The organism is Inquilinus ginsengisoli, assembly GCF_031453975.1.
Classification (GTDB): Bacteria; Pseudomonadota; Alphaproteobacteria; order DSM-16000; family Inquilinaceae; genus Inquilinus; species Inquilinus ginsengisoli_A.
This window is the reverse complement of sequence record NZ_JAVDPW010000003.1, coordinates 693,612-715,318: the sequence shown is the minus strand read 5'-3', so window position 1 is coordinate 715,318 and position 21,707 is coordinate 693,612. Positions and strand designations below refer to the sequence as shown.

The window sequence follows — 21,707 nt, the reverse complement described above, 5'->3', positions numbered from 1 at the left end:
CACCTCCCCCGCCAGCCTATCGCCGCGCGGGCCGGCGGGCCAGCGGCGACGGCGCCAAGCGGCGCAGCACCAGGTGCTTCAGCGCCGGCGGGATGTGCCCGGGCGACGGCCAGTCGACGGCGAGGCCCTGGGCGACGCATTCGGCCGCGATCTGCCGCCCGTTCTCGTAGCGCAGCTGGCCCAGGCGCGGCAGCGAGTCGGCGCGGCGGTGGTCGAAGGGGCGGCCCGACAGGGCCTCGCGGAAGCCGCGGTGGAAGTCCGGATGGGCCAGGACGCGCCGCGCCTCGGGCCAATGCCGGGCGCGCCTTGTGGCGATGTCGGAGGCGTCGAGGGCCGTGGCGCCGGTCATGGCTGCAGGTCGACCAGGGCGGCCCGGCCGCCGGCATCGCCGGCCGCCAGCCAGCGCCCGTCGGCGGAGAAGGCCAGGGCTTCGATCGCGGCGCCGTAGGGTCGGAGCACCGGGACGTAGCCGTTGCCGTCGAGCGGCATCAGCGCGACGAAGCCGTCCTTGGCGCCGGCGGCCACGACCGGCAGCAGCGGATGCGCGGCGACGCGGGTGATCGGCGTGCCGCGGGCCCAGCCGGCCTCGCTCGCCGTGCCGCCCATCGGCCCGTCCCGCCCGGTGAAGCGCCAGGACACCACGCCTTCGGAGCCGGAGGTCACCAGCGCCCGCCCACCATCGGCCCAGGCCATCGAGCGCGGCTTGGCCGGATAGCCCGGCATCTGCATGTGGACGCCGTCCGACAGCCGCCAGGCGTGCAGCGCCTTCTCCTGCAGCGCCGAGACGATGAAGCGCGACCTCGGATGCCAGGTCACGCCGAGATGCGCCCCCTGCCAGGCATAGAGCCTGGACGGCCAGCCGCGCTTGCGCGGCGACCACACGGTGACGCCGCCGTAATGCGCCGCGGCGACGCGCCGGCCGCGCGGGTCGAAGGCGGCGCCGTCGATCACGGCCGGCCCTTGCAGCCGGGTGACCTCCCCGCCCTCGGCATCGAACACCAGCACGTCCCGGCCGGCGGCGCAGAGGCGGCGCCCGGTCGCCGGGGCGGCGTCGACCGCGGCGATCCAGCGGCCCGGCACCGTCGCAATCTCGGACACCGCGCCGCCGGGATCGATGCGGCAGAGCCGGCCGTCATCGCCGCCGCTGAGGAATCCACCGGCGACATCCGGGCACAGCGCCAGGACGACGCCGCCATGCGCCGGCGCGGTGACCACCGAATCCGGGGCCTCGATGTCGATCAGGCGAACCGTGCCGTCGCCCAGGCCAAAGCCGAAATGCCGGCCGGCGAAGGCGACCGCCACCACCGGCGCCGGCCATGCCCGGACGATGCCCTTTTCTTCGGCTAGCGCACGCAGCGGCAGCAGCAGGCTCATCGGGCGACGCAATCCTCGAAGCTGGCGCGCAGGCCGGCGGCGTCGAGGTTGCGGCCGATCAGCACCAGCCGGCTCTCGCGCGGCTGGCCGGGCCGCCAGGCCGGGGCGAAATCGCCCTCCTGCAGCATGTGCACGCCCTGGAACACAAAGGGCCGGGTCGCGTCGGCGAAGTCGAGGATGCCCTTGCTGCGCAGGATGTCGGCGCCGCGGACCGCCAGCAGCATGCCGATCCATTCGATGAAGCGTCGCCCGTCGAGCGGTCGGTCCGACCGGAACGACAGGCTGCCGACGCCCTGGTCATGCTCGTGGTGGTGGGCGTGGCCGTCGAGCAGGTCGGGGGCGAGCGCCAGCAGCCGGTCGAGGTCGAAGGCGCCGGCGCCCATCACCGCGCCGAGGTCGACGTCGCAGCGTTGGGTCTGAATGACACGCGCCACCGGGTTGATGGCGCGGATCCGTGCCTGCACCACCGCCAGGCCGGTCGCATCCGCCAGGTCGGTCTTGTTCAGCAGGATGGTGTCGGCGAAGGCCACCTGCTCCTCCGCCTCGTCGCTGTCGTCGAGCCGCGCCTCGATGTTATGGGCATCGACCACGGTGACGATCGAATCGAGGGCGGCGCGCTCGCGCACCTCGTCGTCGACCAGGAAGGTCTGGGCCACCGGGGCGGGGTCGGCCAGGCCGGTGGTCTCGATCAGGATGCCGTCGAAGCCGTCGGCGCGCTTCATCAGCCCGCCGATGATCCGGATCAGGTCGCCGCGCACCGAACAGCAGAGGCAGCCATTGTTCATGGCAAACACCTCCTCATCCGCGCCGACCACGAGGTCGCCGTCGATGCCGATCTCGCCGAACTCGTTGACGATCACGGCGTAGCGCTTGCCGTGCGCCTCGGAGAGGATGCGGTTCAGCAGCGTGGTCTTGCCGGCGCCGAGGGTGCCGGTCAGGACGGTGACGGGGATGCGGGGCATGGGCGGGCTTCGGGTTCCGGACGGGATAACTGTTACTATATAACATATTGGAAAGACGCAAGCCTGTCGCCTGATCCCCGGCCGGATGCTATGGACAAGGCGCGCCATGCGGACCCGGCCGCCGGCAGCGTGCCCCAGAATCGCCCAGATTCTTCGCGAGGCACGGTGTCCGGAGGCCGACTCCGCCGTTTCGCAGCCGAGGATCGACATGTCCGTTGCCGCCCCGTCCCGCCGTGCCTTCCTGTGCGGTTGCGCCGCAAGCCTGTCGCTGGCCCTGGTCCGGCCGGCCTGGGCGGAGGGCGAGGATGCGCCGCCCGCGCTGGGCTTCCGCCAGCTGGCCGACGGCGTCTGGCTGCACACCAGCTGGGGCAAGACCCCGCAGGGCTGGGTGCCGTCCAACGGCCTCGCCCTGATCGGGCCCGAGGAGGTGCTGCTGATCGACGCCGCCTGGACGCCGGCGCAGACCGTGGCCCTGCTGGCCCAGGTGGCGCAGGCCGCCCCGAACCGGCCGATCAACCTCTTGGTCACCCACGCCCATGACGACCGCCTGAGCGGCCTGGCGGCGGTGCATGCCCGCGGCGGCTGGTCGATGGCCCGGGACGAGACGGTGAAGGAGGCCGAGGGCGCCGGCACCATCCAGCGCAGCTGGAGCGGCGAGTCGACCACCATCACCGGCGGCGGCCGGCCGGTGGAGCTGTTCTATCCCGGCCCGGCGCACACCCGCGACAACACCGTGGCCTTCCTGGCGGACAGCGCCGTGCTGTTCGGCGGCTGCATGATCCGGGGCGTCGAGCAGGGCAACCTGGGCAACACCGACGATTCCGACATCTGCCGCTGGCCGCAATCGGTCGAGGCGGTCATCGGCCGCTACGGCAAGGCGGCGAAGATCGTGGTGCCGGGCCATGGCGAGGTCGGCGACGCCGAACTCCTGGCCCACACCCGGACCCTGGCGAGGGCCGAGGCGGCGAAGAGCTGCCACCCGGCCGGCTGAACGGCGCCCAAGATCTCCGGGACGCCGGCTGGGTCAGACGCGCCCCAGGAACTCGATCACCCGTCTGGTGAGCAGCGCGGTCGCATCCGCGTCGTAGGACGGCAGCGAATTGTCGGCGAAGTAGTGCTGGTCGCCGGGATACAGGAAAAGCTCGGCATCCTCGGCCTTCTCCACGATCTCACGGGCGGCGTCGACGTCGCCCTCGCCGACGAAGATCGGGTCGTTGTCCATGCCGTGGATCTGGACCGGGACCCCGTCCGGCCAAGGTCCGAAGGCCCACTCGCCGCTGATCGGCAGGCAGGAGTAGAAGAGCAGCGCTCCACGGGCCCCGGGCCGCGTCTGCGCGAGCTTCTGCGCCGGCAGCACGCCGAATGAGAACCCGGCATAGACGAGCTCGGAAGACAGTCCGTCGGCAACCCGGACGCCGCGTTCCCGCGCCTCGTCGAATCCGATTTCACGAATATGGGCGAGCCCCTCCTCGATGCTCCGGAACGTGCGTCCGTCGAACAGGTCCGGCGTGTGCACGGTGTGGCCGGCGGCCCGAAGGTCTTCGGCGAACGCACGCACACCGGGGGTCAGCCCCTGTGCATGGTGGAACAACAGGACCTCGGCCATGGGAACCTCCGGGTCTGATGGTTGGACATGCAAGCGATCACCTTACGGCGTCGGCCCCCTCGCCGGGAAGGGCGCGCCATTCTGGAGGCGCAGCGGGAGAGGCGTCGGACCAAGCCAGCCCCTCATGCAGTTCGGCTTGACTCGTTTGTTCTTGTTATGTTCTAATTCGCATATGGACAACGCCTCCACCAGCACCGACATCCCGTCTGCCGCATCGCCGGCCACGGGGGAGGCTGCCCGGGACGCGGAGATGCTGTCCGAACTGGCGGAACTCGGCCTGGAGATGGCCCGGGTGTTCCAGGCCGCGGTCGTCACCGCCGCCAAGGCCGGCGATCTCGACAAGGCCGGCGTCGCGGAGACCCATTTCAGCAGCCTCGCCCTCGGCATGCGCCGCGCCATCGCGCTCAAGGACCGGCTGCGCGAGCGGCGGGAGACGGCCCTGCGCGAGGCGGATGACGGATGGAGCCGGCGGCAGGCGGCGAAGGATGACCGCCGCCGTCGCGTTGCCCGCAGCGTGACCCGCGCCATCGACACCGCCCCCGCTGCTCCCGACGCGAAGGAGCGGGTGCACGCCGACCTCTGGACCCGGCTGAGCGAGACCGACCGGATCGACGCCGACCTGGCCGACACCGCCTTGCCGATCGAGACCCTGGTGCTGCGCCTGCCGCGACCTCGGGATCAAGCCCCACTGGCCCGCGGTCGAAGCCGCGGCCTCGGCACCGGCGCCGGCAGTCTTCCCCATCCCGCCACGACCACGGCCGGAGCCACCGCGCAACTGGAGTCCCCAGCGGGGCTGGATGCGCGAATCCGACCCCGCGGTCCGGCGCGAAGAGGACGACACCAGCTGAGAGTTGGGGCGCCGGAGCCATTCCATCCGCCCAGCCGGCAGCACCTTCCTTGTCCCCCCTCCCCTTGCGGGAGGGGGTTAGGGGGAGGGGTCTGCGCGCGTCCGCGCGCGGATGGGTTTGGATCCATCCCGCCCGACCCGGCTTCCCACAGTCCAATGCCGGCCCCGGCCCAGAGAACCCCCTCCCCCTACCCCCCTCCCGCAAGGGGAGGGGGGACTCATATTGTTTGGTGCCGCCCCTCACCCGGTCTCTCTGCACGAGCCCGGTCTCCTCCGCGCGGTGGAGAGCGTCGACGCATCGCGTCCCGGCCGCCACCCGACGCCGGGGTCAGTCTGCGGCGAGGGCCTGGCGGGCGGCGCAGTCGCGGCAGCGGCCGAGGATCTCGATGGTGCGGCTGTCGGCGACGAAGCCGATGCGCTGGGTCCAGGCCTCGATCAGCTGGTCGACCGCGGGGTCGGTGATCTCCTCCACCCGGCCGCAGTCGCGGCAGATGGCGAATTGCGCGGGCTGGTGGTGATGGTGGTCCGGCCCGCCGCATACCACATAGGCGTTGAGCGATTCGATCCGGTGCACCAGGCCGCGGTCGAGCAGCCCCTTCAGCGCCCGATACACCACCGGCGGCGCGGTGATGCCGTCATCCTTCATCTCGCGCAGGATGTCGTAGGCGCTGGCCGGCTCGGCGCTGGCGCGGACCAGGTCGAGCACCCGCTCCTGCCAATGCGACAGCCCGGCCCGAGGCGGCCGACCGCGCTTCGCGGTCGTCTTCGGCGCCACGGCGGCCTTGCTCTTCGACGCCATCGGCATGTCTTCCACCTGTCGTCCCATGTCCGATTGATAGCATGCGCGCGCGGGGCGGACCAAACCCTTGCACAGCGGCTATTTGGACAATCCGGCCGGGAACGCAAGGGCTTGCGGTCCGGCCGCCGAAGCCCGACCATCGACGAGCGGGCTGGCCCGCCGTCGGGCTGGATGGGCTGCATAGCCGGCGATCTTGAAACCGACCGGTCACCCCCCATCTCCTTAAACAAGAGGGATGCTTGAAGGTCCCTCCCCCACAGGCGCCGGGCGACCGGGCCACCTCAGCCGGGGGTTCCGGCAGCTCGCTCGTCAGGAGGAGTGACCATGACGCGGGTTTCGCTGTTCAACAGCCCGCTCCTGCTCGGTTTCGAGCAGTTCGAGCGAACGCTCGATCGGATCGGCAAAGTGCCGAACGACGGGTATCCGCCCTACAACATCGAGCAGATCGGCGACGATCAGCTGCGAATTACCCTGGCGGTCGCCGGGTTCAGCGACGCCGACCTGTCGGTGCAGATCGAGGACAACCAGCTGGTGGTCCGCGGCAAGCAGTCCGACGAGAAGGAGCGCGTGTTCCTGCACCGCGGCATCGCCGCCCGCCAGTTCCAGCGCGCCTTCGTGCTGGCCGAGGGCATCGAGGTGACCGGGGCTTCGCTCGACAACGGGCTGCTCAACGTCGACCTCCGCCGCCCGCTGCCGGAGACCAAGGTCCGGACCATCGCGATCAAGCCCGCGGCATCCAAGGCCAACGGCAAGACCACCATTGACGTCGCCAGCGACGTCAATGCGTGAAGCTGAACCGAAACCCGTGGTGATGACCATGAACACACATGCCATTCCGACCCTGAACCAGATGTCGCCGACGGATTTCGCGGCGCTGGGCCTGAACCAGATCGCCTTCGTCAAGCGGGCGGTGGTCGAGGGCGAAGCGGTCTTCGCCGTGCACGGCGCCGACGGCACCCCGCTGACCGTGGTCAAGGATCGCGACGTCGCCTTCGCGGTGATCCGCCAGAACGACATGGAGCCGGTCAGCGCCCACTGACCCCGCCGCTCCCTCGCATGGACTGAACGCGAAAGCCCCGCCGACCGGCGGGGCTTTTGTCGTTCAGGAGCGCGTCGGGAGACGCGGGCTCACAGGTGAGGATTTCGGGTGCGGTAGCGTTCCACCAGGGCGGCGTTGCGGTCCTTCGACCCCGGCATGTTCGAACTGATATAGGCCGGCGCCACCTCGCCCGACTGGGCCAGCCGGGCCACCGTCTCGGTCAGCACCGCGTTCCAGATCGCCGCACCCAGCACGGTCGAGATCGGGCCGACGATCAGCCCCTCGGCCGCGGTCACCGAGGCGTCGCCGGGCGGACCCTGGTTGTCGATGGCGATGTCGGCGATCTCGGCCAGGGTCTCGCGGCCGGCCGCCGCGGCCTTGGAATAGGCGATCGACGTGACCGCCACCACCCGGGCGCCCCGGGCCTTGCCGTAGCGCGCGGCTTCCACCGGCACCGCGTTGACCCCGCTGTTGGAGTAGACGAACAGGGTGTCGCCCGGCCCGATCGGGTAGCGGCTGAGCAGCGGGTCGGCCAGGCCGGTCATCCGCTCCAGCACGCCGCTGACCACGGCGCCTTCATGCAGCATCACCGAGGAGGCCAGGATCGGCACCACGCAGGCCAGGCCACCGGCGCGGAAATGCCCCTCCTCCGCCATCAGGTGGGAATGGCCGGTGCCGAAGATGTAGATCAGCCCGTCGCGGCGGATGGTCTCGACGCAGGCCTCGGCCGCGGCGCCGATCGCGGCGCCCTGGGTCGCGGTCAGGGCGGCGATGCGGTCGGCGATGCCGGCGAGATAGGCGGAGGCACCGGAAAGAGCAGGGGCGGTCATGAGTCCGTCGTGTCTGGAGGGGAGAGCCGCGCCCGCATCTTGTAGCGGTCGCCGCGATAGGCGGAGCGGACGAATTCGATGACATGGCCGGCGGAATCGGCTGTCCGCCGGGTCAGCACCAGCACCGGCGCGGTCAGCGGGATGTCGAGCGCGCTGGCGGTCATGGCGTCCGGCAGGTCGGCCTCGACCGTCTGTTCCGCCTGCCAGGGCACCAGCCCGTAGTCGCGGCGCAGCACCTCGTACAGCGAGGCGGTGCTGAAATCGTGCTTGTCGAGGATGCCGGGCACCAGCGCCGCGGGCAGCCAGCTGATCTCGAACGCCATCGGCACCGCATCGGCCAGGCGGACGCGTTCCAGCAGGACCACCGGGTCCCCTTCCGCGATGCCCAGCGCCTCGCGCGCCTCGCCCGCCGCCGGCACCACGGTCTGGCGCAGGATCACGCTGGCGGCGCGGCGGCCCAGCCGGGCCATGTCTTCGCTGAAGCCGCTCAACCGCTGCAGCCGCTGGTCGATCTTGGGCCGGGCGACGAAGCAGCCGCGGCCGATCCGGCTTTCGATCAGCCCGGCATCGGTCAGGCTCTTGAAGGCCTGGCGCACGGTCATCCGGCTGATGCCGAGCTGGTCGGCCAGGTCGCGCTCGGACGGCAGCCGGTCGCCCACGGCGAAGCCGCCGTCGCGGATCCGGTCGGCGAGGTCCTGGGCGATCTTCTGGTAGATCGGCTTGTCGGAAGAGGTCGGCTCTAGGTCGGTCATGATGGGCCCTGGTGGTCTAGACCACGTTTGGCATGATGGAGGCCGATCCCGACCCCGTCAAGAAAGGTCGGACGTTCCGCTCGGCAGTGTCATCCGCAGCAGCGCGTCACGATGCGCGGCGTAGCGGCGGAAGGCGGCGTCGTAGCGCGGTCGCAGCGCCGGATCGGGGCGATGCGACCGCCGGATGGCGCGGGTCCGGCGCGAGGCCTCGCCGACCGAGGGATACCATCCGATGCCGGTCGCGGCCAGCAGCGCCGCGCCGCGGGCGCCGTGTTCGGTGCCTGCGGGAATCTCGACCGGCAGGTCCAGCACATCGGCGATCATCTGCGACCAGAAGGCGCTGCGCCCGCCGCCGCCGGACAGCAGCACCGTCTCCGGCCGCGCGTCCATGGCCTCGAAGCAGTCGCGGATGGCGAAGGCCAGCCCTTCATAGACCGCGCGCACCAGCTCGGCCCGGCCCTGCGACGGCGCCAGCCCGGCGAACTGCGCCCGCGCCGCAGCCGAGACCGCCGGGGCGATGATCCCGACCTCGCTGAGATAGGGCAGATACACCGCCCCGCCGGCCCCGGGTTCGGCGGCCGCGGCCAGCGCCTCCAGCGCCGCATAGGGATCGGGCACCGCGGCCAGGTCGGGACACAGGCTGCGCAGGCACCAGTCGAGATTGCTGGTGCCGGCGACATTGACCATGCAGCGCAGCCACATCCGGTCCGGCAGGCTGAACAGCAGGCCGAGATCCGGCGGCGTGAAGGATGGCGAGGGCAGCACGATGCCGTTCAGGCAGGTGGTGCCGAGGATGGTGCAAGCCGATCCCGGGGCCAGCCCGCCCGAGCCGATGACGCTGGCGGCGACGTCGCCGGCGCCGGTGACGACCGGGGTGCCGGGCCGCAGCCCGGTCTCCGCCGCCGCGGCCGCCGTCACGGTTCCGGCGATCGCCTCGCAGGGCAGCACCGGCGGCAGCAGCCGGCGGTGGGGCTGCAGGCCGAACAGGTCGAGGACGGCGTCGCTGCGCCCCTGGGCCACGGCGCTGCCCGGCGCCACCGCGGCCTCGGTCGGGTCGGTGGCGCGCCGGCCGGTCAGGCGGAAGCGCAGGAAGTCCTTGCAGCCGAACACGCAGTCCGCCCGCGCCATCGCCTCGGGCTCATGGTCCAGCAGCCAGTGCAGCACCGGCAGGGTGCAGCCCTGCTGCATCACCGAGCCGGACGACGCGAAGATGCGGGACAGGAAATGCGGGTCGCGGGCCTGCATCGCCTCGATCCAGGGCTGGCTGCGGCCATCGTCCCACAGGATGCCCGGCCGCACCGGCCGGCCGTCGGCATCGATCACCCAGGCGCCGACCATGGCGCCGGAGACCCCGATGGCGGCGACGTCGCGGCCCTCGGCCCCGGCCAGGACCTCGCGGATCACGGCGACGGTTGCCGACCACGCGGCCTCGGGGTCGCTCTCCGACCAGGACGGCGCCGGATGGGCCACCAGGGTGCGCCGGGCCGCGGCGGCGACCTGGCGGCCGTCGCGCCCGAACAGCGCGGCCTTGATGACCGAGGTGCCGGCGTCGAGGCCGAGCAGGAGCGGCGGCATGGCGGGCCTGCGCACGAGGACCGGCCCGCCCAGCGGAGCGGGCGGCCGGGGATCAGGCGGCGTTCACCGCCTCGGTCTGGGACAACAGCGCGTAGATCGCGTCGGCGCTCTGGCAGCCGCGCAGCTTCTCGCACAGGCTTTCGTCGCGCAGCATGCGGCTGATGCGGGCCAGCGCCTTGAGATGGTCGGCCCCCGCCCCTTCCGGGGCCAGCAGCAGGAACACCAGGTCGACCGGCTGCTCGTCGACCGCGTCGAAGTCGATCGGCCGCTCCAGCCGGGCGAAGGCACCGAACACGCCGGGCAGGTTGGGCAGCTTGCCGTGCGGGATGGCGATGCCGCGGCCGACGCCGGTCGACCCCAGCCGCTCACGCTCGAGCAGCACGTCGAAGATGAAGCGCTCGTGCTGGCCGGTCAGTTCGGCGGCGCGGCGGGCCAGGTCCTGCAGCGCCTGCTTCTTGCTGGCAGCCTTCAGACTGGCGAGAATCGCCTCGGGGCGAAGAAAATCGATCATGTCGGATTCGGACGCGCCGCCGTCAGGCGGCGGCGTCCTCGTTCCCCTTCGGGTCGACCCAGCCGATGTTGCCGTCGGGACGGCGGAACACCATGTTGAGCCGCCCCAGTGCCTGGTTGCGGAACATCAGGGCCGGCAGGTCGCCGAGATCGAGGCGCATCACCGCCTGCAGCACGGTCAGGCTTTCGATCGTCGTCGACACGTCGGCGATCACGATCGGCTGCGTCGGCTCGTCGCCCTCGTGGATCTCCTCGGATTCGGCCTCGAGGATGTAGGCCTGGGCGGCCAGCGACGGCTGGCCGTCGCCATTGTGGTGGTCGCGCAGGCGGCGCTTGTAGCGGCGCAGGCGCTTGGCCAGCTTGTTCGCCGCAGCGTCGAAGGCGTGATACGGGCTCTCGGCCTCCGCATTGCTCTGCAGGAGGATGTTGCGGCCGACATGGACCGACAGATCGCTCCGGATCAGATGCGCGTTGCGGGAAAAGACGACGTTGGCCTCGATCGCGTTGTTGAAGTACTTCGCGGTCGTGCTGGTGAGGGCGTCGCTGACATGGGTGCGCAGGGCGTCACCGACATCGATCTGCTTGCCTCGGACGGTCAGTTGCATGGCTGTCGCTTCACTGCTGCACGATGGGAAAACGGCGCCCAAAAAAGAACCGGGCGGCCGTGGGGGGCCGCCTTTGCGCGGCGACCATAGGGATGGGGCACCTTTCTGTCAACGAAGGGGGCCCGGCCCTGGGCTGCGGACGAGGACGGGGGAGCGCTCATCGGCTCAAACCCTTCTCGCGTCGTCTCTGGACGGAGGATGGTATCCGCATCCCCTCACGGTACTTGGCGACGGTCCTGCGCGCAATGTCGATCCCCTCCTTGCGCAGGATTTCGACGATGCGGTCGTCCGACAGCACACCATCCGCCGGCTCGGCATCGATCATGGTGCGGATGCGGTGGCGCACCGCCTCGGCCGAATGGGCGTCGCCGCCATCGGCCCCCTGGATCGCCTGGGTGAAGAAGTACTTCAGTTCGAACGCCCCGCGCGGCGTCGCCATCACCTTGTTGGTGGTCACCCGGCTGATCGTGCTCTCATGCATGTCGACCGCCTCGGCGACGTCCTTCAGCGTCAGCGGCCGCAGGTGCTGGACGCCGAGGACGAAGAACGCATCCTGCCGGCGCACGATCTCGGACGCCACCTTGAGGATGGTGTTGGCGCGCTGGTCGAGGGCGCGGACCAGCCAGTTGGCGTCGGCCAGGCAGGTGCCAACATAGTCGCGGTCGACCTTGCTGCGGGTGCCTCGGGTGATCTCGGCGTGGTAGCGGCGGTTGACCAGCACCCGCGGCAGCGTCTCGGCGTTCAGCTCGATCAGCCAGCTGCCGTCCTGCTGCGGCCGCATCAGGATGTCGGGGATCAGCGTCTGCGCGATCTCGTGGTCGAAGGCGGCACCGGGCTTAGGGTCGAGGGCGCGGATCTCGGCGATCATGTCGGCGAGGTCCTCGGCGTCGACGCCGCACAGCCGCATCACCGCCGCCAGGTCGCGCCGTGCCAGCAGGTCGAGATTGTCCAATAGTGCCTGCATCGCCGGGTCGAGCCGGTTGCGTTCGGCCAGCTGGATGGCCAGGCACTCCGCCAGGCTGCGGGCGAACACGCCGGGCGGGTCCAGCCGCTGGCAGCGGCGCAGCACCGCCTCGACCCGCGCGGGCGGGCAGCCGAAGGCGGCCGCGATCTCCTCGACCGGCACGCCGAGATAGCCGGTGTCCTCCAGCAGGTCGGCCAGCCGCGCCGCGATCAGCCGGTCGGCCGGCCCGGCGAACTCGATCGCGATCTGGCTCAGCAGATGGTCGCGCAGGCTCGGCCGCTCCGGCAGCGTCTCGTCCAGCCCGGGCAGGTCGTCGGCGAAGTCCATGCGGCCGCGGCCGGCGCCGGCGAACTGCGCCTCGCCGCCGTAATCGTCGTTGCGGTCGGTGGAGCTGGAACCGGTGAACAGGTTGCTCCAGTCGGTGTCGAGCGGCGCGTCGGCCGACACCATGGCCGGCGGCTCCGGCGCGGTCAGGGCGACATCGGCCGCCACCGTCCGCCCGGACCCGGGATCAGGGGGCTCGGCGTCGTTGCGGTCGCCGGTGCTGTCGCCGTCATCCCCGCGCTCGCCGTCTTCCCGTTCCAGGAGCGGATTGCGCTCGAGTTCGCCCTCGACGAAGGCGGAGAGCTCGATGTTGGAGAGCTGCAGCAGCTTGATCGATTGCTGCAGCTGCGGCGTCATGACCAGCGCCTGGCTCTGCCTGAGCCCCAAGCGTTGCGAAATGGCCATGGTCGCCCGGTGGTCTAAAGGCTGAAGCGTTCGCCCAGATACACGCGCCGCACCTCCTCATTGCCGACGATATCGGATGGTTTCCCTTCCATCAGAACACGCCCGTCGTGGAGGATATAGGCCCGATCGACGATATCGAGGGTTTCGCGGACATTGTGGTCGGTGATCAGCACGCCGATGCCGCGGTCGCGCAGATGCGCCACCAGCTCGCGGATGTCGCCGACGGCGATCGGGTCGATGCCGGCCAGCGGCTCGTCGAGCAGCATGAAATGCGGATGGCTGGCCAGCGCCCGCGCGATCTCGACGCGCCGGCGCTCGCCGCCCGACAGCGCCATGGCCGGGGTGCGGCGCAGATGGCTGATCGAGAACTCGGCCAGCAGGTCCTCCAGCACCGCCTCGCGGGTCGAGCGGTCGGGCTCGGAGATCTCGAGCACGGCGCGGATGTTCTGCTCCACCGTCAGGCCGCGAAAGATCGAGGCCTCCTGCGGCAGGTAGCCGATGCCGAGCCGGGCGCGGCGGTACATCGGCAGGTCGGTCAGCTCCTGCCCGTCCAGCGCGATGGTGCCGTAATCCGGCTGGATCAGCCCGGTGATCATGTAGAAGCAGGTGGTCTTGCCGGCGCCGTTGGGGCCGAGCAGCCCGACCGCCTCGCCGCGCTGTACCTGCAGGCTGACGTCGCGCAGCACCGGCCGCTTCTTGTACTGCTTGCCGAGGTTGCGGGCGACGAGCCCCTCGTTCTTGGCGACGAGGCGCGGCGCGGAGGCCGCTTCAGGCGAAAGCGCCGGGCTGGTGGGTCTGGCCATCGCCTGTCCTTACTTCTTCGGCGCCGGCTGGGCCGGTGCGGCGGGCTCGCCCGGCGTCTGGACCTTCTGGTCCGGCACCAGCAGCGCCCGGGCGCGGGTGGCGGGCTGCCCCGCCTGCCCCGGCCGGGTCAGCAGCTTGCTGACGCCGCTGGCCATGTCGACCTCGGCATAGTCGCCGTTCAGCTGGTTGCCGCCGCGGGTCAGGTGCACGTCGTCGGTGATGGTCGCGAACTGGGTCTTGACGTTGTAGCGGCCGGTCTGGCCGGTGACCACGTCGGTCGCCGTGGTCAGCCGGACATTGCCGTCGGCGTCGACCACCGACAGCTCCTTGTCGCCCTTCTCGTTCGCGGCGAAATGGCCGGTCAGGACGTCGGCGCGCAGCGTCTTCTCTTCCTTCGCCCGGGTCGCCACGGCGTTGCCGCGGGCGACCGCGACATCCTCGGCCTGGCGGTACTGCAGGCTGTCGGTGGCGGTGATGACGTCGTCGTTGTTGACGAATTTCAGGTTGCCGCCGGTCAGGGTGAACACCTGGGTGTCCATGTCGTAGACCCCGTGCCCGCCGGTGGCGCTGGTGGTGTCGCCGCGGGTGATCAGGACGTTGCCTTCCGCCGTGGCGCGGTAGATCTCGGTCGTCTTGTCCGGCAGCTCGCGGTAGTAGGCGGTCAGGACGTCGGCCTTCACGGTCAGGTCGCCGCGCTTGTACACGGCGTCGCCATTGGCGATGTACTGCTTCTCGTTCTGCCGCCACTCGAGCGACTGGGACGCCTGGATCTCAGACGGCTCGCCGTTCTTGCTGCCGAGCTGCAGCTGCTGCTGCGCCATGGCGGGCGTCGCCAGCGCACCGAGCAGGACAGCGAGCATCAGCGGACGGATCATTGGGGCGTTCCCTCGAAGGCTTTGTCGGCGCCGGGCTTCAGCAGCAGCTTGGTCGGACCGGTGAAGATGATGACGTCGCCATGCTGCTCGATCTTGAAGCCGCCGGCGGACAGGGTACCGAACGGGCCCTCCGCCGTCACGGGAGTGCTGCTTTGCGCCCCCTTGTCGGCGAGATCGATGTCCGCGGCGTCGGTGACCATCGTGGTGCCGTCGCTGCGGCGCAAGGTGACGTCCCCGCTCAAATGCACCGATTTGGTGCCGCGGTCCAGCCGGCCGGTCAAGGCATCGAGGTTCAGGACCAGGCCGCTGGGCAGCCGCAGCGTGCCCTTGGGGTGGTCCATGTTGAAGATCTGGTCGGCCGCCTGCTTGGCCACCGTCGCCCAGACCGTATAGGGCCGGTTCGCCTCGTCGATGCCGCTGTAGCGCGGATTCTGGATCGCGCCGTCGGCGGCGGCGACCGGGCGCTGGGTCGGGTTGGAGATGTCGACCTGGACCTGGTGCAGCTCGGGCCACAGCACGACCAGCGCGACGATCACCAGCCCGGCCACCGGCAGCAGGTACTTCAGCACCCCGACCAGCCGGCTGTAGGTCCGGCTGAAGCTGTCCGCCCGGCCGGCCGTGGCCAGGCGCGATCGCCGCCCGGATGCGGCGGCCCTGCGGCCCGCCCTGTCTTCGCCCGGAGTTTGGGGTGCCACGACCATCCTCAGCTCAGCCCCGCCCGCAGGCAGTCATGCACGCGCAGGATGCCCACCGGCCGTCCCTCGGCAGTGACGAACAGGTTGGTGACCTTGTAGCGGTTCATCAGCCCCAGCGCTTCCGCCGCCAGCGCCGCCGGGCGGATGGTGCGCGGGCCCGGCGTCATCACGGCGCCGGCGGTCTGGCCCAGCAGGCCGTCGCTCATGTGGCGGCGCAAGTCGCCGTCGGTGACCACGCCGACCAGCCGCCGGTCGGAATCGACCACGCCGACGCAGCCGAAGCCGACCCGGCTCATCTCCAGGATCGCCTCGTCCATCCGCGTGTCCGGCGCCACCAGCGGCAGCTCGGCCTCGGCATGCATGATGTCCTGCACCCGGATCAGCTTGTTGCCGATCGCGCCGCCGGGATGGAGCACCCGGAAATCGTCGGAGGAGAAGCCCCGGCGGGTCATCAGCGCGATCGCCAGCGCGTCGCCCAGCGCCATCATCATGGTGGTCGAGGTGGTCGGCGCCAGCCCGGTCGGGCAGGCTTCCGCCGCCGGCGGCAGCAGCAGCACGACGTCGGACTGGTCGGCCAGCGTCGACGGCGACCGGCTGGTGATGCCGATCAGCGGGATGGCGAAGCGGCGGGTGTAGGCGATCACGTCGCCGAGTTCGGCGGTGTTGCCGGAATTGGACAGCGCCACCACCACGTCCTGGCGGTGAATCATGCCGAGGTCGCCATGGCTGGCCTCGGCGGGGTGCACGAACAGCGCCGCGGTGCCGGTCGAGGCCAGGGTCGCCGCGATCTTGCGCGCGACCAGGCCGCTCTTGCCGATGCCGCTGACCACGACCCGGCCCGCCGCCCCGAGGATGGTGTCGATGGCGTGATCGAAGCGGCTGTCGAGCGATTCGGCCAGCCGGTCGAGCGCGTCACGCTCCACCAGCAGGGCCTTGCGGCCGGCTTCGATCCCTGCAGTTGCCACCATGCCGTCTCCTCAGCGGTCCGCCCGCGGATGGTATCCCGTCTTTGCGACAGGACGAACCAGGACCTCATCGACTCTTGGACCAGCGGGCGCGAAGGGCTGGGATTGCAGGTCCGAGACAGATCGACGTACCGCCGCAAGGCGGCACGATTGTGTCCCCATATCGGCTCAGTGGGCGAAGATATCCAGGTCCGCCCAGCCGCCGAGGTCCAGCGCGGCGCGCGCCGGCAGGAAATCGAAGCAGGCCTGGGCCAGCGCCACCCGGCCTTCGCGCTGCAGCATGGCGTCGAGTTTCGCCTTGAGGGCGTGGAGGTACAGCACGTCGCTGGCGGCGTAGCGCAGCTGCTCGGGCGTCAATTGGTCGCTGCCCCAATCCGAGCTCTGCTGCTGCTTCGACAGCTCGACGCCGATCAGGTCGCGGCAGAGATCCTTCAGCCCGTGCCGGTCGGTGAAGGTGCGCACCAGCTTCGAGGCGATCTTGGTGCAGTAGACCGGGGCGCAGACCACGCCGAGATAGGCCTGCAGCGCCGCCACGTCGAAGCGGGCGAAGTGGAACAGCTTCAGCCGTGCCGGGTCGGTCAGCAGCGCCGACAGGTTGGGGGCGTTGAACGGGCCCTTGCGGAACTGGACGAGATGGACCGTGCCGTCGCCGGCGCTGAGCTGGGCCAGGCAGAGACGGTCGCGCACCGGGTTCAGGCCCATGGTCTCGGTGTCGATCGCGATCACGTCGCCGAGATCGAGGCCGTCGGGCAGGTCGCCATCATGCAGAATCGGTTCGGAAGCCACCGGTCGCCACCTTCATGTCCGGCCGCGGCCTCGAGGTCAGTCCTGCTACGGCTTCGGCCCCAAAAGGAAAGACCCGCTTGAAGCAAGCGGGTCGTTGCCAGTCTCTATCGCATCGCCGTCGTCAGGACCATCAAGAGGGATGGTGCCCAGGAGAAGACTCGAACTTCCACGACCTTTCGGCCACAGGTACCTGAAACCTGCGCGTCTACCAATTCCGCCACCTGGGCGATGCGGCGGGCCGTGATGTAGGATGCCACCCCACCCCCTGTCAACAGGGGAATCCGCACATTGTGAAAGATTGGCGATTTCGCCCCGGCGCTGCTGTGGTCGCGGCCGAAGGCTGCGCGTCGCATCGCTTGTTCGGTGCGGGCCGCATCGGTACGGTACCGGACGGATTCGGCGAGCGGGCCGGCACGGACCACCTTTTGGAACAGGCGCATGATCGTCATCGACCCGATCTTCACCATCATCGACATCGTGCTGCAGATGTACATCTGGATCCTGATCGCCACCGCCATACTGAGCTGGCTGGTGGCCTTCAACGTGGTCAACACCCGCAACCAGTTCGTCTACCAGGTCGGCAACGTGCTCTACCGCCTGACCGAGCCGGCGCTGCGCCCGATCCGGCGCTTCGTGCCGAATTTCGGCGGGGTCGACATCTCCTATGTCGTGCTGTGGCTGCTGGTCACCCTGGCGCGCATGATCCTGGCCAACGTCCACGCCCGCCTGCTGTTCGGTTGACCGCCGGCCGCCGGCTCTTCGTCGCAGGGCCGCGCGGCGTGCGCGTCGCGGTCCGGCTGACGCCGCGGGCGGGGCGCAATGCGGTGACCGGGCGGGCCGAGGATGCCGACGGCGCGCCGCTGCTGAAGGTCGCGGTCACGGCGGTGCCGGAGCGCGGGGCCGCCAATACCGCACTGATCGCCCTGCTGGCCAAGAGCTGGCGGCTGCCGAAGACCGGGCTGGCCGTGGTCAGCGGCGCCACCGACCGCAACAAGGTGATCGAGATCGCAGGCGGCGACGCCGCCCTCGCCGCCCGGCTGGAAGACTGGGCCGGGAGCCTGGACACCGATGTCCGCTGATCGCACGACAGGACCAAGGCGCCCATGGATGCCCTGATCGGCGCCATCGCCTTCACTGGCTTCGTCCTGATGGCCTCCGGCGCGATCTGGGTCGTGCCGGCACTGGCCGTCGGCGCCCTGATTCTCGGCGCCTCCCGCCGCACCAGGACCGGGCACTGGTCGCACTGGCTGACCACCGGGCTGGTGCTGCTGGCCTTGGGCGGCGTGCTGCTATGGCTGGGCCTGGAAATGGCCCACGGCATGCGCGGCGCGATCACCGGCTGAAGCGGGCTCTCAGCGCCGCGCGGCGACCCGGCAGCGATGCACGGCGGCATCCTCGAGCGCGCCGCGCTCTCCCACCCAGCGGACATTGCAGTTCATCACGTCGGGGGCCACGGCCAGCGGCGACGAGAAAATGGTGACGCAGCTGTCGCCGGTTTCGCTGCGGCTGAGCCGGCCGGTGCAGACCGTGCCGTCTTCGAACCGCCAGCTGCCTTCCCGCACCTGGATCGGGGCGCCGCGCCCGTCGAGCGAGCTGAGTGTGTACTTGCCGTTGCGTCCGTACTGGAACAGCCGGTCCGGCCCGCCCAGGACGCCTTCGACCAGGAACGGCTTGCCCAGGATCTGGCGGTCGAACTCCGCCCGGGTCATCCGGACATAGTGCGGGTTGGTGTCGAGCGCCGAAGGCGGCGTACAGGCAACGAGGGCCAGGACCATCCCGAGACCCGCGGCGAGCGTGGCAATACGCATCTCAGCCTCCATTCTCGATCCCCGCCTCTCAAGGGCGGTGTGGCGGTCATTCTACGCTGCGTTTCGCTTCCGGACCAAATGTCGTGACAAAGCCGTGATTTATTCATCAGACAATTAATTGACAAGCGCGGCCGCGATCGGGACCATGACGTTGCGCGATAATACGTTCTGCAATCGGTTACATTGCGTTTCGGCCATCCGGATTGCTAGGCTGGAACAGGGTCCGAAGCCCGCCGGGCCGGACCAACGCCCAGGGAGAAGGGGCCGCAGCGCCCCGCGGAGGAGCAGATCATGAAAGAGATCAAGGGACCGGCCATCTTCCTCGCCCAGTTCGCCGGCGACGCGGCCCCCTTCAACAGCCTGGACGCCATTGCCGGCTGGGCCGCCGGCCTCGGCTACAAGGGGGTGCAGATCCCGTCCTGGGATGCGCGGCTGTTCGATCTGAAGCGCGCGGCCGAGAGCCAGGATTATTGCGACGAGGTGCTGGGCACGCTGGCGCAGCACGGCCTGGCCCTGACCGAGCTGTCGACCCATCTGCAGGGCCAGCTGGTGGCGGTGCACCCGGCCTATGACGAGGCCTTCGACGGTTTCGCGGCGCCGGAGGTGCGGGGCAACCCGAAGGCGCGGCAGGAATGGGCGGTGCAGCAGATGCGCTACGCCGCCGCCGCGTCACGCAACCTCGGCCTCAAATCGCATGCCAGCTTCTCCGGCGCCCTGGCCTGGCCTTACGCCTATCCCTGGCCGCAGCGCCCGGCCGGGCTCGTGGAGACCGCCTTCGACGAGCTGGCGCGGCGCTGGACGCCGATCCTGAACGCCTTCGACGAGGCCGGGGTCGACCTGTGCTACGAGATCCATCCGGGCGAGGACCTGTTCGACGGCCGCACCTTCGAGATGTTCCTGGACCGGGTGGGCAACCATCCCCGCTGCAACATCCTGTACGACCCGAGCCACTTCGTGCTGCAGCAGCTGGACTATCTCGGCTTCATCGACCGCTACCACGAGCGGATCCGCGCCTTCCACGTCAAGGACGCCGAGTTCAACCCGAGCGCCAGCCAGGGCGTCTATTCCGGCTACGCCCCCTGGGCCGACCGGGCCGGCCGCTTCCGCTCGCTCGGCGACGGCCAGGTCGATTTCGGCGGCATCTTCTCGAAGCTGACGCAGCACGGCTTCGACGGCTGGGCGGTGCTGGAATGGGAATGCTGCATCAAGCATCCCGAGCAGGGCGCGGCCGAGGGCGCGCCCTTCATCGCGGCGCATCTGATCCGGGTGACCGAACGCGCCTTCGACGATTTCGCCTCGGGCGGCACCGACGAGGCGGCGAACCGCCGCCTGCTGGGAATCGATCGCTGAGAAGCCTTTTTGAGACTCCGTTTCTGGCCCCTTTCCGTCATTCCCGCGAAAGCGGGAACCTCTTCCCGATCGAAGTGCGACGAGATCCCCGCTTTCGCGGGGATGACGGAATCGAGAATCTTGAGACGGCCTCGATCTGAGAAAAGTAGGGAGGACAAGCATGGTTTCCGGAACCGCGGAACGGGCGCCCAGCCGGCGCCTGCGCCTGGGCATGATCGGCGGCGGCCGCGACGCCTTCATCGGCGCGGTGCACCGCCTGGCGGCGCGGATGGACGACCGTTGGGACTTCGTCGCCGGGGCGCTGTCGAGCGACCCGGAGAAGGCCCTGGCCTCGGCCGCCGACCTGCGCCTCGACCCCGCCCGCGCCTATCCCAGCTGGCAGGCGATGCTGGATGGTGAGCGCAAGCTGCGCGATTCGGGCGGGCCGGCGATCGACGCCGTCGCCATCGTGACTCCGAACCACGTCCATCACGGCCCGGCCAAGGCCTTCCTCGAGGCCGGCTTCCACGTCATCTGCGACAAGCCGATGACCACGACCGTGGCCGATGCCGAGGACCTGGTGGCCGCGGTGAAGAGGAGCGGCCAGGTCTTCGCCCTGACCCACAACTACACCGGCTATCCCATGATCCGGCAGGCCCGGGCGATGGTGGCCGAGGGCGCGCTCGGCAAGATCCGGCTGGTCGAGGCGGAATACGCCCAGGACTGGCTGGCCACCAAGACCGAGGACACCGGCAGCAAGCAGGCGGAGTGGCGGGTCGACCCGGCGCGCAGCGGCCCGGCCGGCTGCGTCGGCGACATCGGCACCCATGCCTACAACCTGGCGAGCTTCGTCACCGGCGAGGGTGCGGAGTCGCTGGCCGCGGATCTGCAGAGCTTCGTTCCCGGCCGCCGGCTGGACGACAACGCCCATATCCTGCTGCGCTACGCCAGCGGCGCCCGCGGCATGATCTGGGCCAGCCAGGTCGCCAGCGGCAACGAGAACGGCCTGCGCCTGCGCGTCTATGGCGAGAAGGCCGGGCTGGAATGGGCGCAGGAGAACCCGAACTATCTCACCTTCATGCCGCTGGGCGAGCAGCATCGCCGCCTGACCCGCGGCGGCCCCGGCTCCGGCCCTGCGGCGGCGCACGCCACCCGCGTCCCCCCCGGCCACCCCGAGGGCTATCTGGAGTGCTTCGCCCAGATCTACACCGACGCGGCGGAGCAGATCCTGGCCCGGCTGGACAAGCGCGACCCGGCGCCGGACGCGTTGCTGCTGCCGACGGTGCAGGACGGCCTGGCCGGCGTGCGCTTCATCGCCGCCTGCGTGGCCTCGTCGCAGAAGGACGCGGCCTGGACGAAGATCTGAACCCGTCCCTCCCCTCCTCCGTCATTCCCGCGAAAGCGGGAATCTCGTCACAGCCAGAGGCGGCAAGAGATTCCCGCTTTCGCGGGAATGACAGCCTTTGGAGAGGATGGGCGTGGTTGGGCTGGCGCCGCCCACACCGGCGCGGCTAGGTTGCGCCGCCGTCACTCACTCGAAAGAGCCGCCATCATGAAGATCAGCGCCCGCAACCAGCTCAAGGGCACCATCGTCGAGGTCACCAAGGGCCAGACCACCGCCCATGTCCGCATCGACATCGGCGGCGGCGTCATCGTCACCTCGTCGATCACCAACGAGTCGGTCGATTCGCTCGGCCTCAAGGCCGGCCAGGCCGCCTATGCCGTGGTCAAGGCCTCGGACGTGATGGTCGCAGTCGACTGATTTCCGGTGCTCCCGCGCGCAGCCGCTTCGGCCCTTCGGCCCGGTTGCGTCGCGGCGGCCGCTGTGGTTCGGTGCCGGCGATCTTGCCCCT

At 70.3% G+C, this 21,707-nt stretch carries 26 protein-coding genes and 1 tRNA gene; 9 read left to right on the top strand and 18 right to left on the bottom strand.

What is annotated here, in order from left to right; translation table 11 throughout:
* Positions 1-16 precede the first annotated feature (16 nt).
* Genes E9232_RS11025 through E9232_RS11015 form a run of 3 tightly spaced genes read right to left on the bottom strand, consistent with a single transcriptional unit; the run spans position 17 to position 2,336 of the window.
* On the bottom strand, positions 17-349 hold the full coding sequence (locus E9232_RS11025) for a hypothetical protein (protein WP_309793981.1): 333 nt from the start codon (positions 347-349) through the stop codon (positions 17-19).
* Positions 346-1,374, bottom strand: coding sequence for a WD40 repeat domain-containing protein (locus E9232_RS11020; protein ID WP_309793980.1), 1,029 nt, complete (start codon positions 1,372-1,374; stop codon positions 346-348). Before E9232_RS11020 ends, E9232_RS11025 begins: the two co-directional genes overlap by 4 nt.
* Positions 1,371-2,336 carry a CobW family GTP-binding protein gene (locus E9232_RS11015; protein WP_309793979.1) on the bottom strand — a complete coding sequence of 322 codons (966 nt, stop codon included), beginning with the start codon at positions 2,334-2,336 and terminating at the stop codon, positions 1,371-1,373. Before E9232_RS11015 ends, E9232_RS11020 begins: the two co-directional genes overlap by 4 nt.
* A gap of 208 nt (positions 2,337-2,544) precedes the next feature.
* Here E9232_RS11015 and bla point away from each other — a divergent pair, with 208 nt between their 5' ends.
* Positions 2,545-3,327, top strand: a complete 783-nt coding sequence (bla, locus tag E9232_RS11010; RefSeq protein WP_309793978.1) for a subclass B1 metallo-beta-lactamase — start codon at positions 2,545-2,547, stop codon at positions 3,325-3,327.
* Positions 3,328-3,360: 33 nt separating this feature from the next.
* Here the strand turns inward: bla and E9232_RS11005 are convergent, their stop codons facing one another.
* Together E9232_RS11005 and E9232_RS11000 are read right to left on the bottom strand one after the other, a co-directional pair.
* The gene (locus E9232_RS11005) at positions 3,361-3,975 is read right to left on the bottom strand and encodes a dienelactone hydrolase family protein (protein WP_309793977.1); all 615 of its coding nucleotides are present in this window, start codon (positions 3,973-3,975) and stop codon (positions 3,361-3,363) included.
* Between the two features lie 1,142 nt (positions 3,976-5,117).
* Positions 5,118-5,588, bottom strand: a complete 471-nt coding sequence (locus E9232_RS11000; protein ID WP_309793976.1) for a Fur family transcriptional regulator — start codon at positions 5,586-5,588, stop codon at positions 5,118-5,120.
* Positions 5,589-5,912: 324 nt separating this feature from the next.
* Between E9232_RS11000 and E9232_RS10995 the strand changes: the two genes are divergently transcribed.
* Both E9232_RS10995 and E9232_RS10990 read left to right on the top strand, forming a co-directional pair.
* Positions 5,913-6,377, top strand: a complete 465-nt coding sequence (locus E9232_RS10995; protein ID WP_309793975.1) for an Hsp20 family protein — start codon at positions 5,913-5,915, stop codon at positions 6,375-6,377.
* Positions 6,378-6,405: 28 nt separating this feature from the next.
* Positions 6,406-6,627, top strand: coding sequence for a DUF1150 family protein (locus tag E9232_RS10990; RefSeq protein WP_309793974.1), 222 nt, complete (start codon positions 6,406-6,408; stop codon positions 6,625-6,627).
* Between the two features lie 89 nt (positions 6,628-6,716).
* Here E9232_RS10990 and E9232_RS10985 read toward each other — a convergent pair whose 3' ends face one another.
* The 12 genes from E9232_RS10985 to E9232_RS10930 all read right to left on the bottom strand — a co-directional run bounded on the left by E9232_RS10985 (position 6,717) and on the right by E9232_RS10930 (position 16,944).
* The gene (locus E9232_RS10985; RefSeq protein WP_309793973.1) at positions 6,717-7,457 is read right to left on the bottom strand and encodes an SIS domain-containing protein; all 741 of its coding nucleotides are present in this window, start codon (positions 7,455-7,457) and stop codon (positions 6,717-6,719) included.
* Entirely contained in the window at positions 7,454-8,209 is a 756-nt protein-coding gene (locus E9232_RS10980; RefSeq protein ID WP_309793972.1) for a GntR family transcriptional regulator, read from the bottom strand. The genes E9232_RS10985 and E9232_RS10980 overlap by 4 nt, the downstream gene beginning before the upstream one ends.
* A gap of 57 nt (positions 8,210-8,266) precedes the next feature.
* Complete coding sequence (locus E9232_RS10975) at positions 8,267-9,784, bottom strand: FGGY family carbohydrate kinase (protein ID WP_309793971.1); 1,518 nt, start codon at positions 9,782-9,784, stop codon at positions 8,267-8,269.
* 52 nt (positions 9,785-9,836) lie between these two features.
* Entirely contained in the window at positions 9,837-10,295 is a 459-nt protein-coding gene (ptsN, locus tag E9232_RS10970) for a PTS IIA-like nitrogen regulatory protein PtsN (protein WP_309793970.1), read from the bottom strand.
* A gap of 22 nt (positions 10,296-10,317) precedes the next feature.
* Positions 10,318-10,899 (bottom strand): ribosome hibernation-promoting factor, HPF/YfiA family, encoded by a 582-nt coding sequence (hpf, locus tag E9232_RS10965; RefSeq protein WP_309793969.1) that lies wholly within the window; start codon positions 10,897-10,899, stop codon positions 10,318-10,320.
* Positions 10,900-11,056: 157 nt separating this feature from the next.
* Positions 11,057-12,592 carry an RNA polymerase factor sigma-54 gene (gene rpoN, locus E9232_RS10960; RefSeq protein ID WP_309793968.1) on the bottom strand — a complete coding sequence of 512 codons (1,536 nt, stop codon included), beginning with the start codon at positions 12,590-12,592 and terminating at the stop codon, positions 11,057-11,059.
* A 14-nt stretch (positions 12,593-12,606) separates the two neighbouring features.
* The gene (gene lptB / locus E9232_RS10955; protein WP_309793967.1) at positions 12,607-13,395 is read right to left on the bottom strand and encodes an LPS export ABC transporter ATP-binding protein; all 789 of its coding nucleotides are present in this window, start codon (positions 13,393-13,395) and stop codon (positions 12,607-12,609) included.
* Positions 13,396-13,404: 9 nt separating this feature from the next.
* Positions 13,405-14,271: an LptA/OstA family protein gene (locus E9232_RS10950; protein ID WP_309793966.1), complete on the bottom strand. Its 867-nt coding sequence runs from the start codon at positions 14,269-14,271 to the stop codon at positions 13,405-13,407.
* The gene (lptC, locus tag E9232_RS10945; RefSeq protein WP_309793965.1) at positions 14,268-14,966 is read right to left on the bottom strand and encodes an LPS export ABC transporter periplasmic protein LptC; all 699 of its coding nucleotides are present in this window, start codon (positions 14,964-14,966) and stop codon (positions 14,268-14,270) included. Before lptC ends, E9232_RS10950 begins: the two co-directional genes overlap by 4 nt.
* An 8-nt stretch (positions 14,967-14,974) precedes the next feature.
* Complete coding sequence (locus E9232_RS10940) at positions 14,975-15,934, bottom strand: KpsF/GutQ family sugar-phosphate isomerase (protein ID WP_309793964.1); 960 nt, start codon at positions 15,932-15,934, stop codon at positions 14,975-14,977.
* 165 nt (positions 15,935-16,099) lie between these two features.
* Positions 16,100-16,717, bottom strand: a complete 618-nt coding sequence (locus tag E9232_RS10935) for a ribonuclease D (RefSeq protein ID WP_309793963.1) — start codon at positions 16,715-16,717, stop codon at positions 16,100-16,102.
* Positions 16,718-16,857: 140 nt separating this feature from the next.
* A tRNA-Leu gene (locus E9232_RS10930) sits at positions 16,858-16,944 on the bottom strand.
* 211 nt (positions 16,945-17,155) lie between these two features.
* On the opposite strand from E9232_RS10930, the gene E9232_RS10925 reads away from it, so the two are divergent.
* The 3 genes from E9232_RS10925 to E9232_RS10915 are packed head-to-tail and all read left to right on the top strand — an operon-like array spanning position 17,156 to position 18,060.
* On the top strand, positions 17,156-17,458 hold the full coding sequence (locus tag E9232_RS10925; RefSeq protein ID WP_309793962.1) for a YggT family protein: 303 nt from the start codon (positions 17,156-17,158) through the stop codon (positions 17,456-17,458).
* 38 nt (positions 17,459-17,496) lie between these two features.
* Positions 17,497-17,796: a DUF167 domain-containing protein gene (locus E9232_RS10920; RefSeq protein ID WP_309793961.1), complete on the top strand. Its 300-nt coding sequence runs from the start codon at positions 17,497-17,499 to the stop codon at positions 17,794-17,796.
* Positions 17,797-17,820: 24 nt separating this feature from the next.
* Positions 17,821-18,060, top strand: coding sequence for a hypothetical protein (locus E9232_RS10915; RefSeq protein WP_309793960.1), 240 nt, complete (start codon positions 17,821-17,823; stop codon positions 18,058-18,060).
* Between the two features lie 9 nt (positions 18,061-18,069).
* Here E9232_RS10915 and E9232_RS10910 read toward each other — a convergent pair whose 3' ends face one another.
* On the bottom strand, positions 18,070-18,525 hold the full coding sequence (locus E9232_RS10910; RefSeq protein ID WP_309793959.1) for a hypothetical protein: 456 nt from the start codon (positions 18,523-18,525) through the stop codon (positions 18,070-18,072).
* 291 nt (positions 18,526-18,816) lie between these two features.
* On the opposite strand from E9232_RS10910, the gene E9232_RS10905 reads away from it, so the two are divergent.
* The 3 genes from E9232_RS10905 to E9232_RS10895 all read left to right on the top strand — a co-directional run bounded on the left by E9232_RS10905 (position 18,817) and on the right by E9232_RS10895 (position 21,616).
* Complete coding sequence (locus tag E9232_RS10905; RefSeq protein ID WP_309793958.1) at positions 18,817-19,875, top strand: sugar phosphate isomerase/epimerase family protein; 1,059 nt, start codon at positions 18,817-18,819, stop codon at positions 19,873-19,875.
* A gap of 160 nt (positions 19,876-20,035) precedes the next feature.
* Positions 20,036-21,220 (top strand): Gfo/Idh/MocA family protein, encoded by a 1,185-nt coding sequence (locus E9232_RS10900; protein ID WP_309793957.1) that lies wholly within the window; start codon positions 20,036-20,038, stop codon positions 21,218-21,220.
* A 186-nt stretch (positions 21,221-21,406) separates the two neighbouring features.
* Positions 21,407-21,616 (top strand): TOBE domain-containing protein, encoded by a 210-nt coding sequence (locus E9232_RS10895; RefSeq protein WP_309793956.1) that lies wholly within the window; start codon positions 21,407-21,409, stop codon positions 21,614-21,616.
* The last annotated feature ends 91 nt before the right edge of the window (positions 21,617-21,707 follow it).

Excerpts from the sequence above, each read along its gene's own strand:
- E9232_RS11025 (WP_309793981.1), bottom strand. The coding sequence starts at position 349 with ATGACCGGCGCCACGGCCCTCGACGCCTCCGACATCGCCACAAGGCGC.
- E9232_RS11020 (WP_309793980.1), bottom strand. The coding sequence starts at position 1,374 with ATGAGCCTGCTGCTGCCGCTGCGTGCGCTAGCCGAAGAAAAGGGCATC.
- E9232_RS11015 (WP_309793979.1), bottom strand. The coding sequence starts at position 2,336 with ATGCCCCGCATCCCCGTCACCGTCCTGACCGGCACCCTCGGCGCCGGC.
- bla (WP_309793978.1), top strand. The coding sequence starts at position 2,545 with ATGTCCGTTGCCGCCCCGTCCCGCCGTGCCTTCCTGTGCGGTTGCGCC.
- E9232_RS11000 (WP_309793976.1), bottom strand. The coding sequence starts at position 5,588 with ATGGCGTCGAAGAGCAAGGCCGCCGTGGCGCCGAAGACGACCGCGAAG.
- E9232_RS10995 (WP_309793975.1), top strand. The coding sequence starts at position 5,913 with ATGACGCGGGTTTCGCTGTTCAACAGCCCGCTCCTGCTCGGTTTCGAG.
- E9232_RS10990 (WP_309793974.1), top strand. The coding sequence starts at position 6,406 with ATGAACACACATGCCATTCCGACCCTGAACCAGATGTCGCCGACGGAT.
- E9232_RS10985 (WP_309793973.1), bottom strand. The coding sequence starts at position 7,457 with ATGACCGCCCCTGCTCTTTCCGGTGCCTCCGCCTATCTCGCCGGCATC.
- E9232_RS10980 (WP_309793972.1), bottom strand. The coding sequence starts at position 8,209 with ATGACCGACCTAGAGCCGACCTCTTCCGACAAGCCGATCTACCAGAAG.
- E9232_RS10975 (WP_309793971.1), bottom strand. The coding sequence starts at position 9,784 with ATGCCGCCGCTCCTGCTCGGCCTCGACGCCGGCACCTCGGTCATCAAG.
- ptsN (WP_309793970.1), bottom strand. The coding sequence starts at position 10,295 with ATGATCGATTTTCTTCGCCCCGAGGCGATTCTCGCCAGTCTGAAGGCT.
- hpf (WP_309793969.1), bottom strand. The coding sequence starts at position 10,899 with ATGCAACTGACCGTCCGAGGCAAGCAGATCGATGTCGGTGACGCCCTG.
- rpoN (WP_309793968.1), bottom strand. The coding sequence starts at position 12,592 with ATGGCCATTTCGCAACGCTTGGGGCTCAGGCAGAGCCAGGCGCTGGTC.
- lptB (WP_309793967.1), bottom strand. The coding sequence starts at position 13,395 with ATGGCCAGACCCACCAGCCCGGCGCTTTCGCCTGAAGCGGCCTCCGCG.
- E9232_RS10950 (WP_309793966.1), bottom strand. The coding sequence starts at position 14,271 with ATGATCCGTCCGCTGATGCTCGCTGTCCTGCTCGGTGCGCTGGCGACG.
- E9232_RS10940 (WP_309793964.1), bottom strand. The coding sequence starts at position 15,934 with ATGGTGGCAACTGCAGGGATCGAAGCCGGCCGCAAGGCCCTGCTGGTG.
- E9232_RS10925 (WP_309793962.1), top strand. The coding sequence starts at position 17,156 with ATGATCGTCATCGACCCGATCTTCACCATCATCGACATCGTGCTGCAG.
- E9232_RS10915 (WP_309793960.1), top strand. The coding sequence starts at position 17,821 with ATGGATGCCCTGATCGGCGCCATCGCCTTCACTGGCTTCGTCCTGATG.
- E9232_RS10910 (WP_309793959.1), bottom strand. The coding sequence starts at position 18,525 with ATGCGTATTGCCACGCTCGCCGCGGGTCTCGGGATGGTCCTGGCCCTC.
- E9232_RS10905 (WP_309793958.1), top strand. The coding sequence starts at position 18,817 with ATGAAAGAGATCAAGGGACCGGCCATCTTCCTCGCCCAGTTCGCCGGC.
- E9232_RS10900 (WP_309793957.1), top strand. The coding sequence starts at position 20,036 with ATGGTTTCCGGAACCGCGGAACGGGCGCCCAGCCGGCGCCTGCGCCTG.
- E9232_RS10895 (WP_309793956.1), top strand. The coding sequence starts at position 21,407 with ATGAAGATCAGCGCCCGCAACCAGCTCAAGGGCACCATCGTCGAGGTC.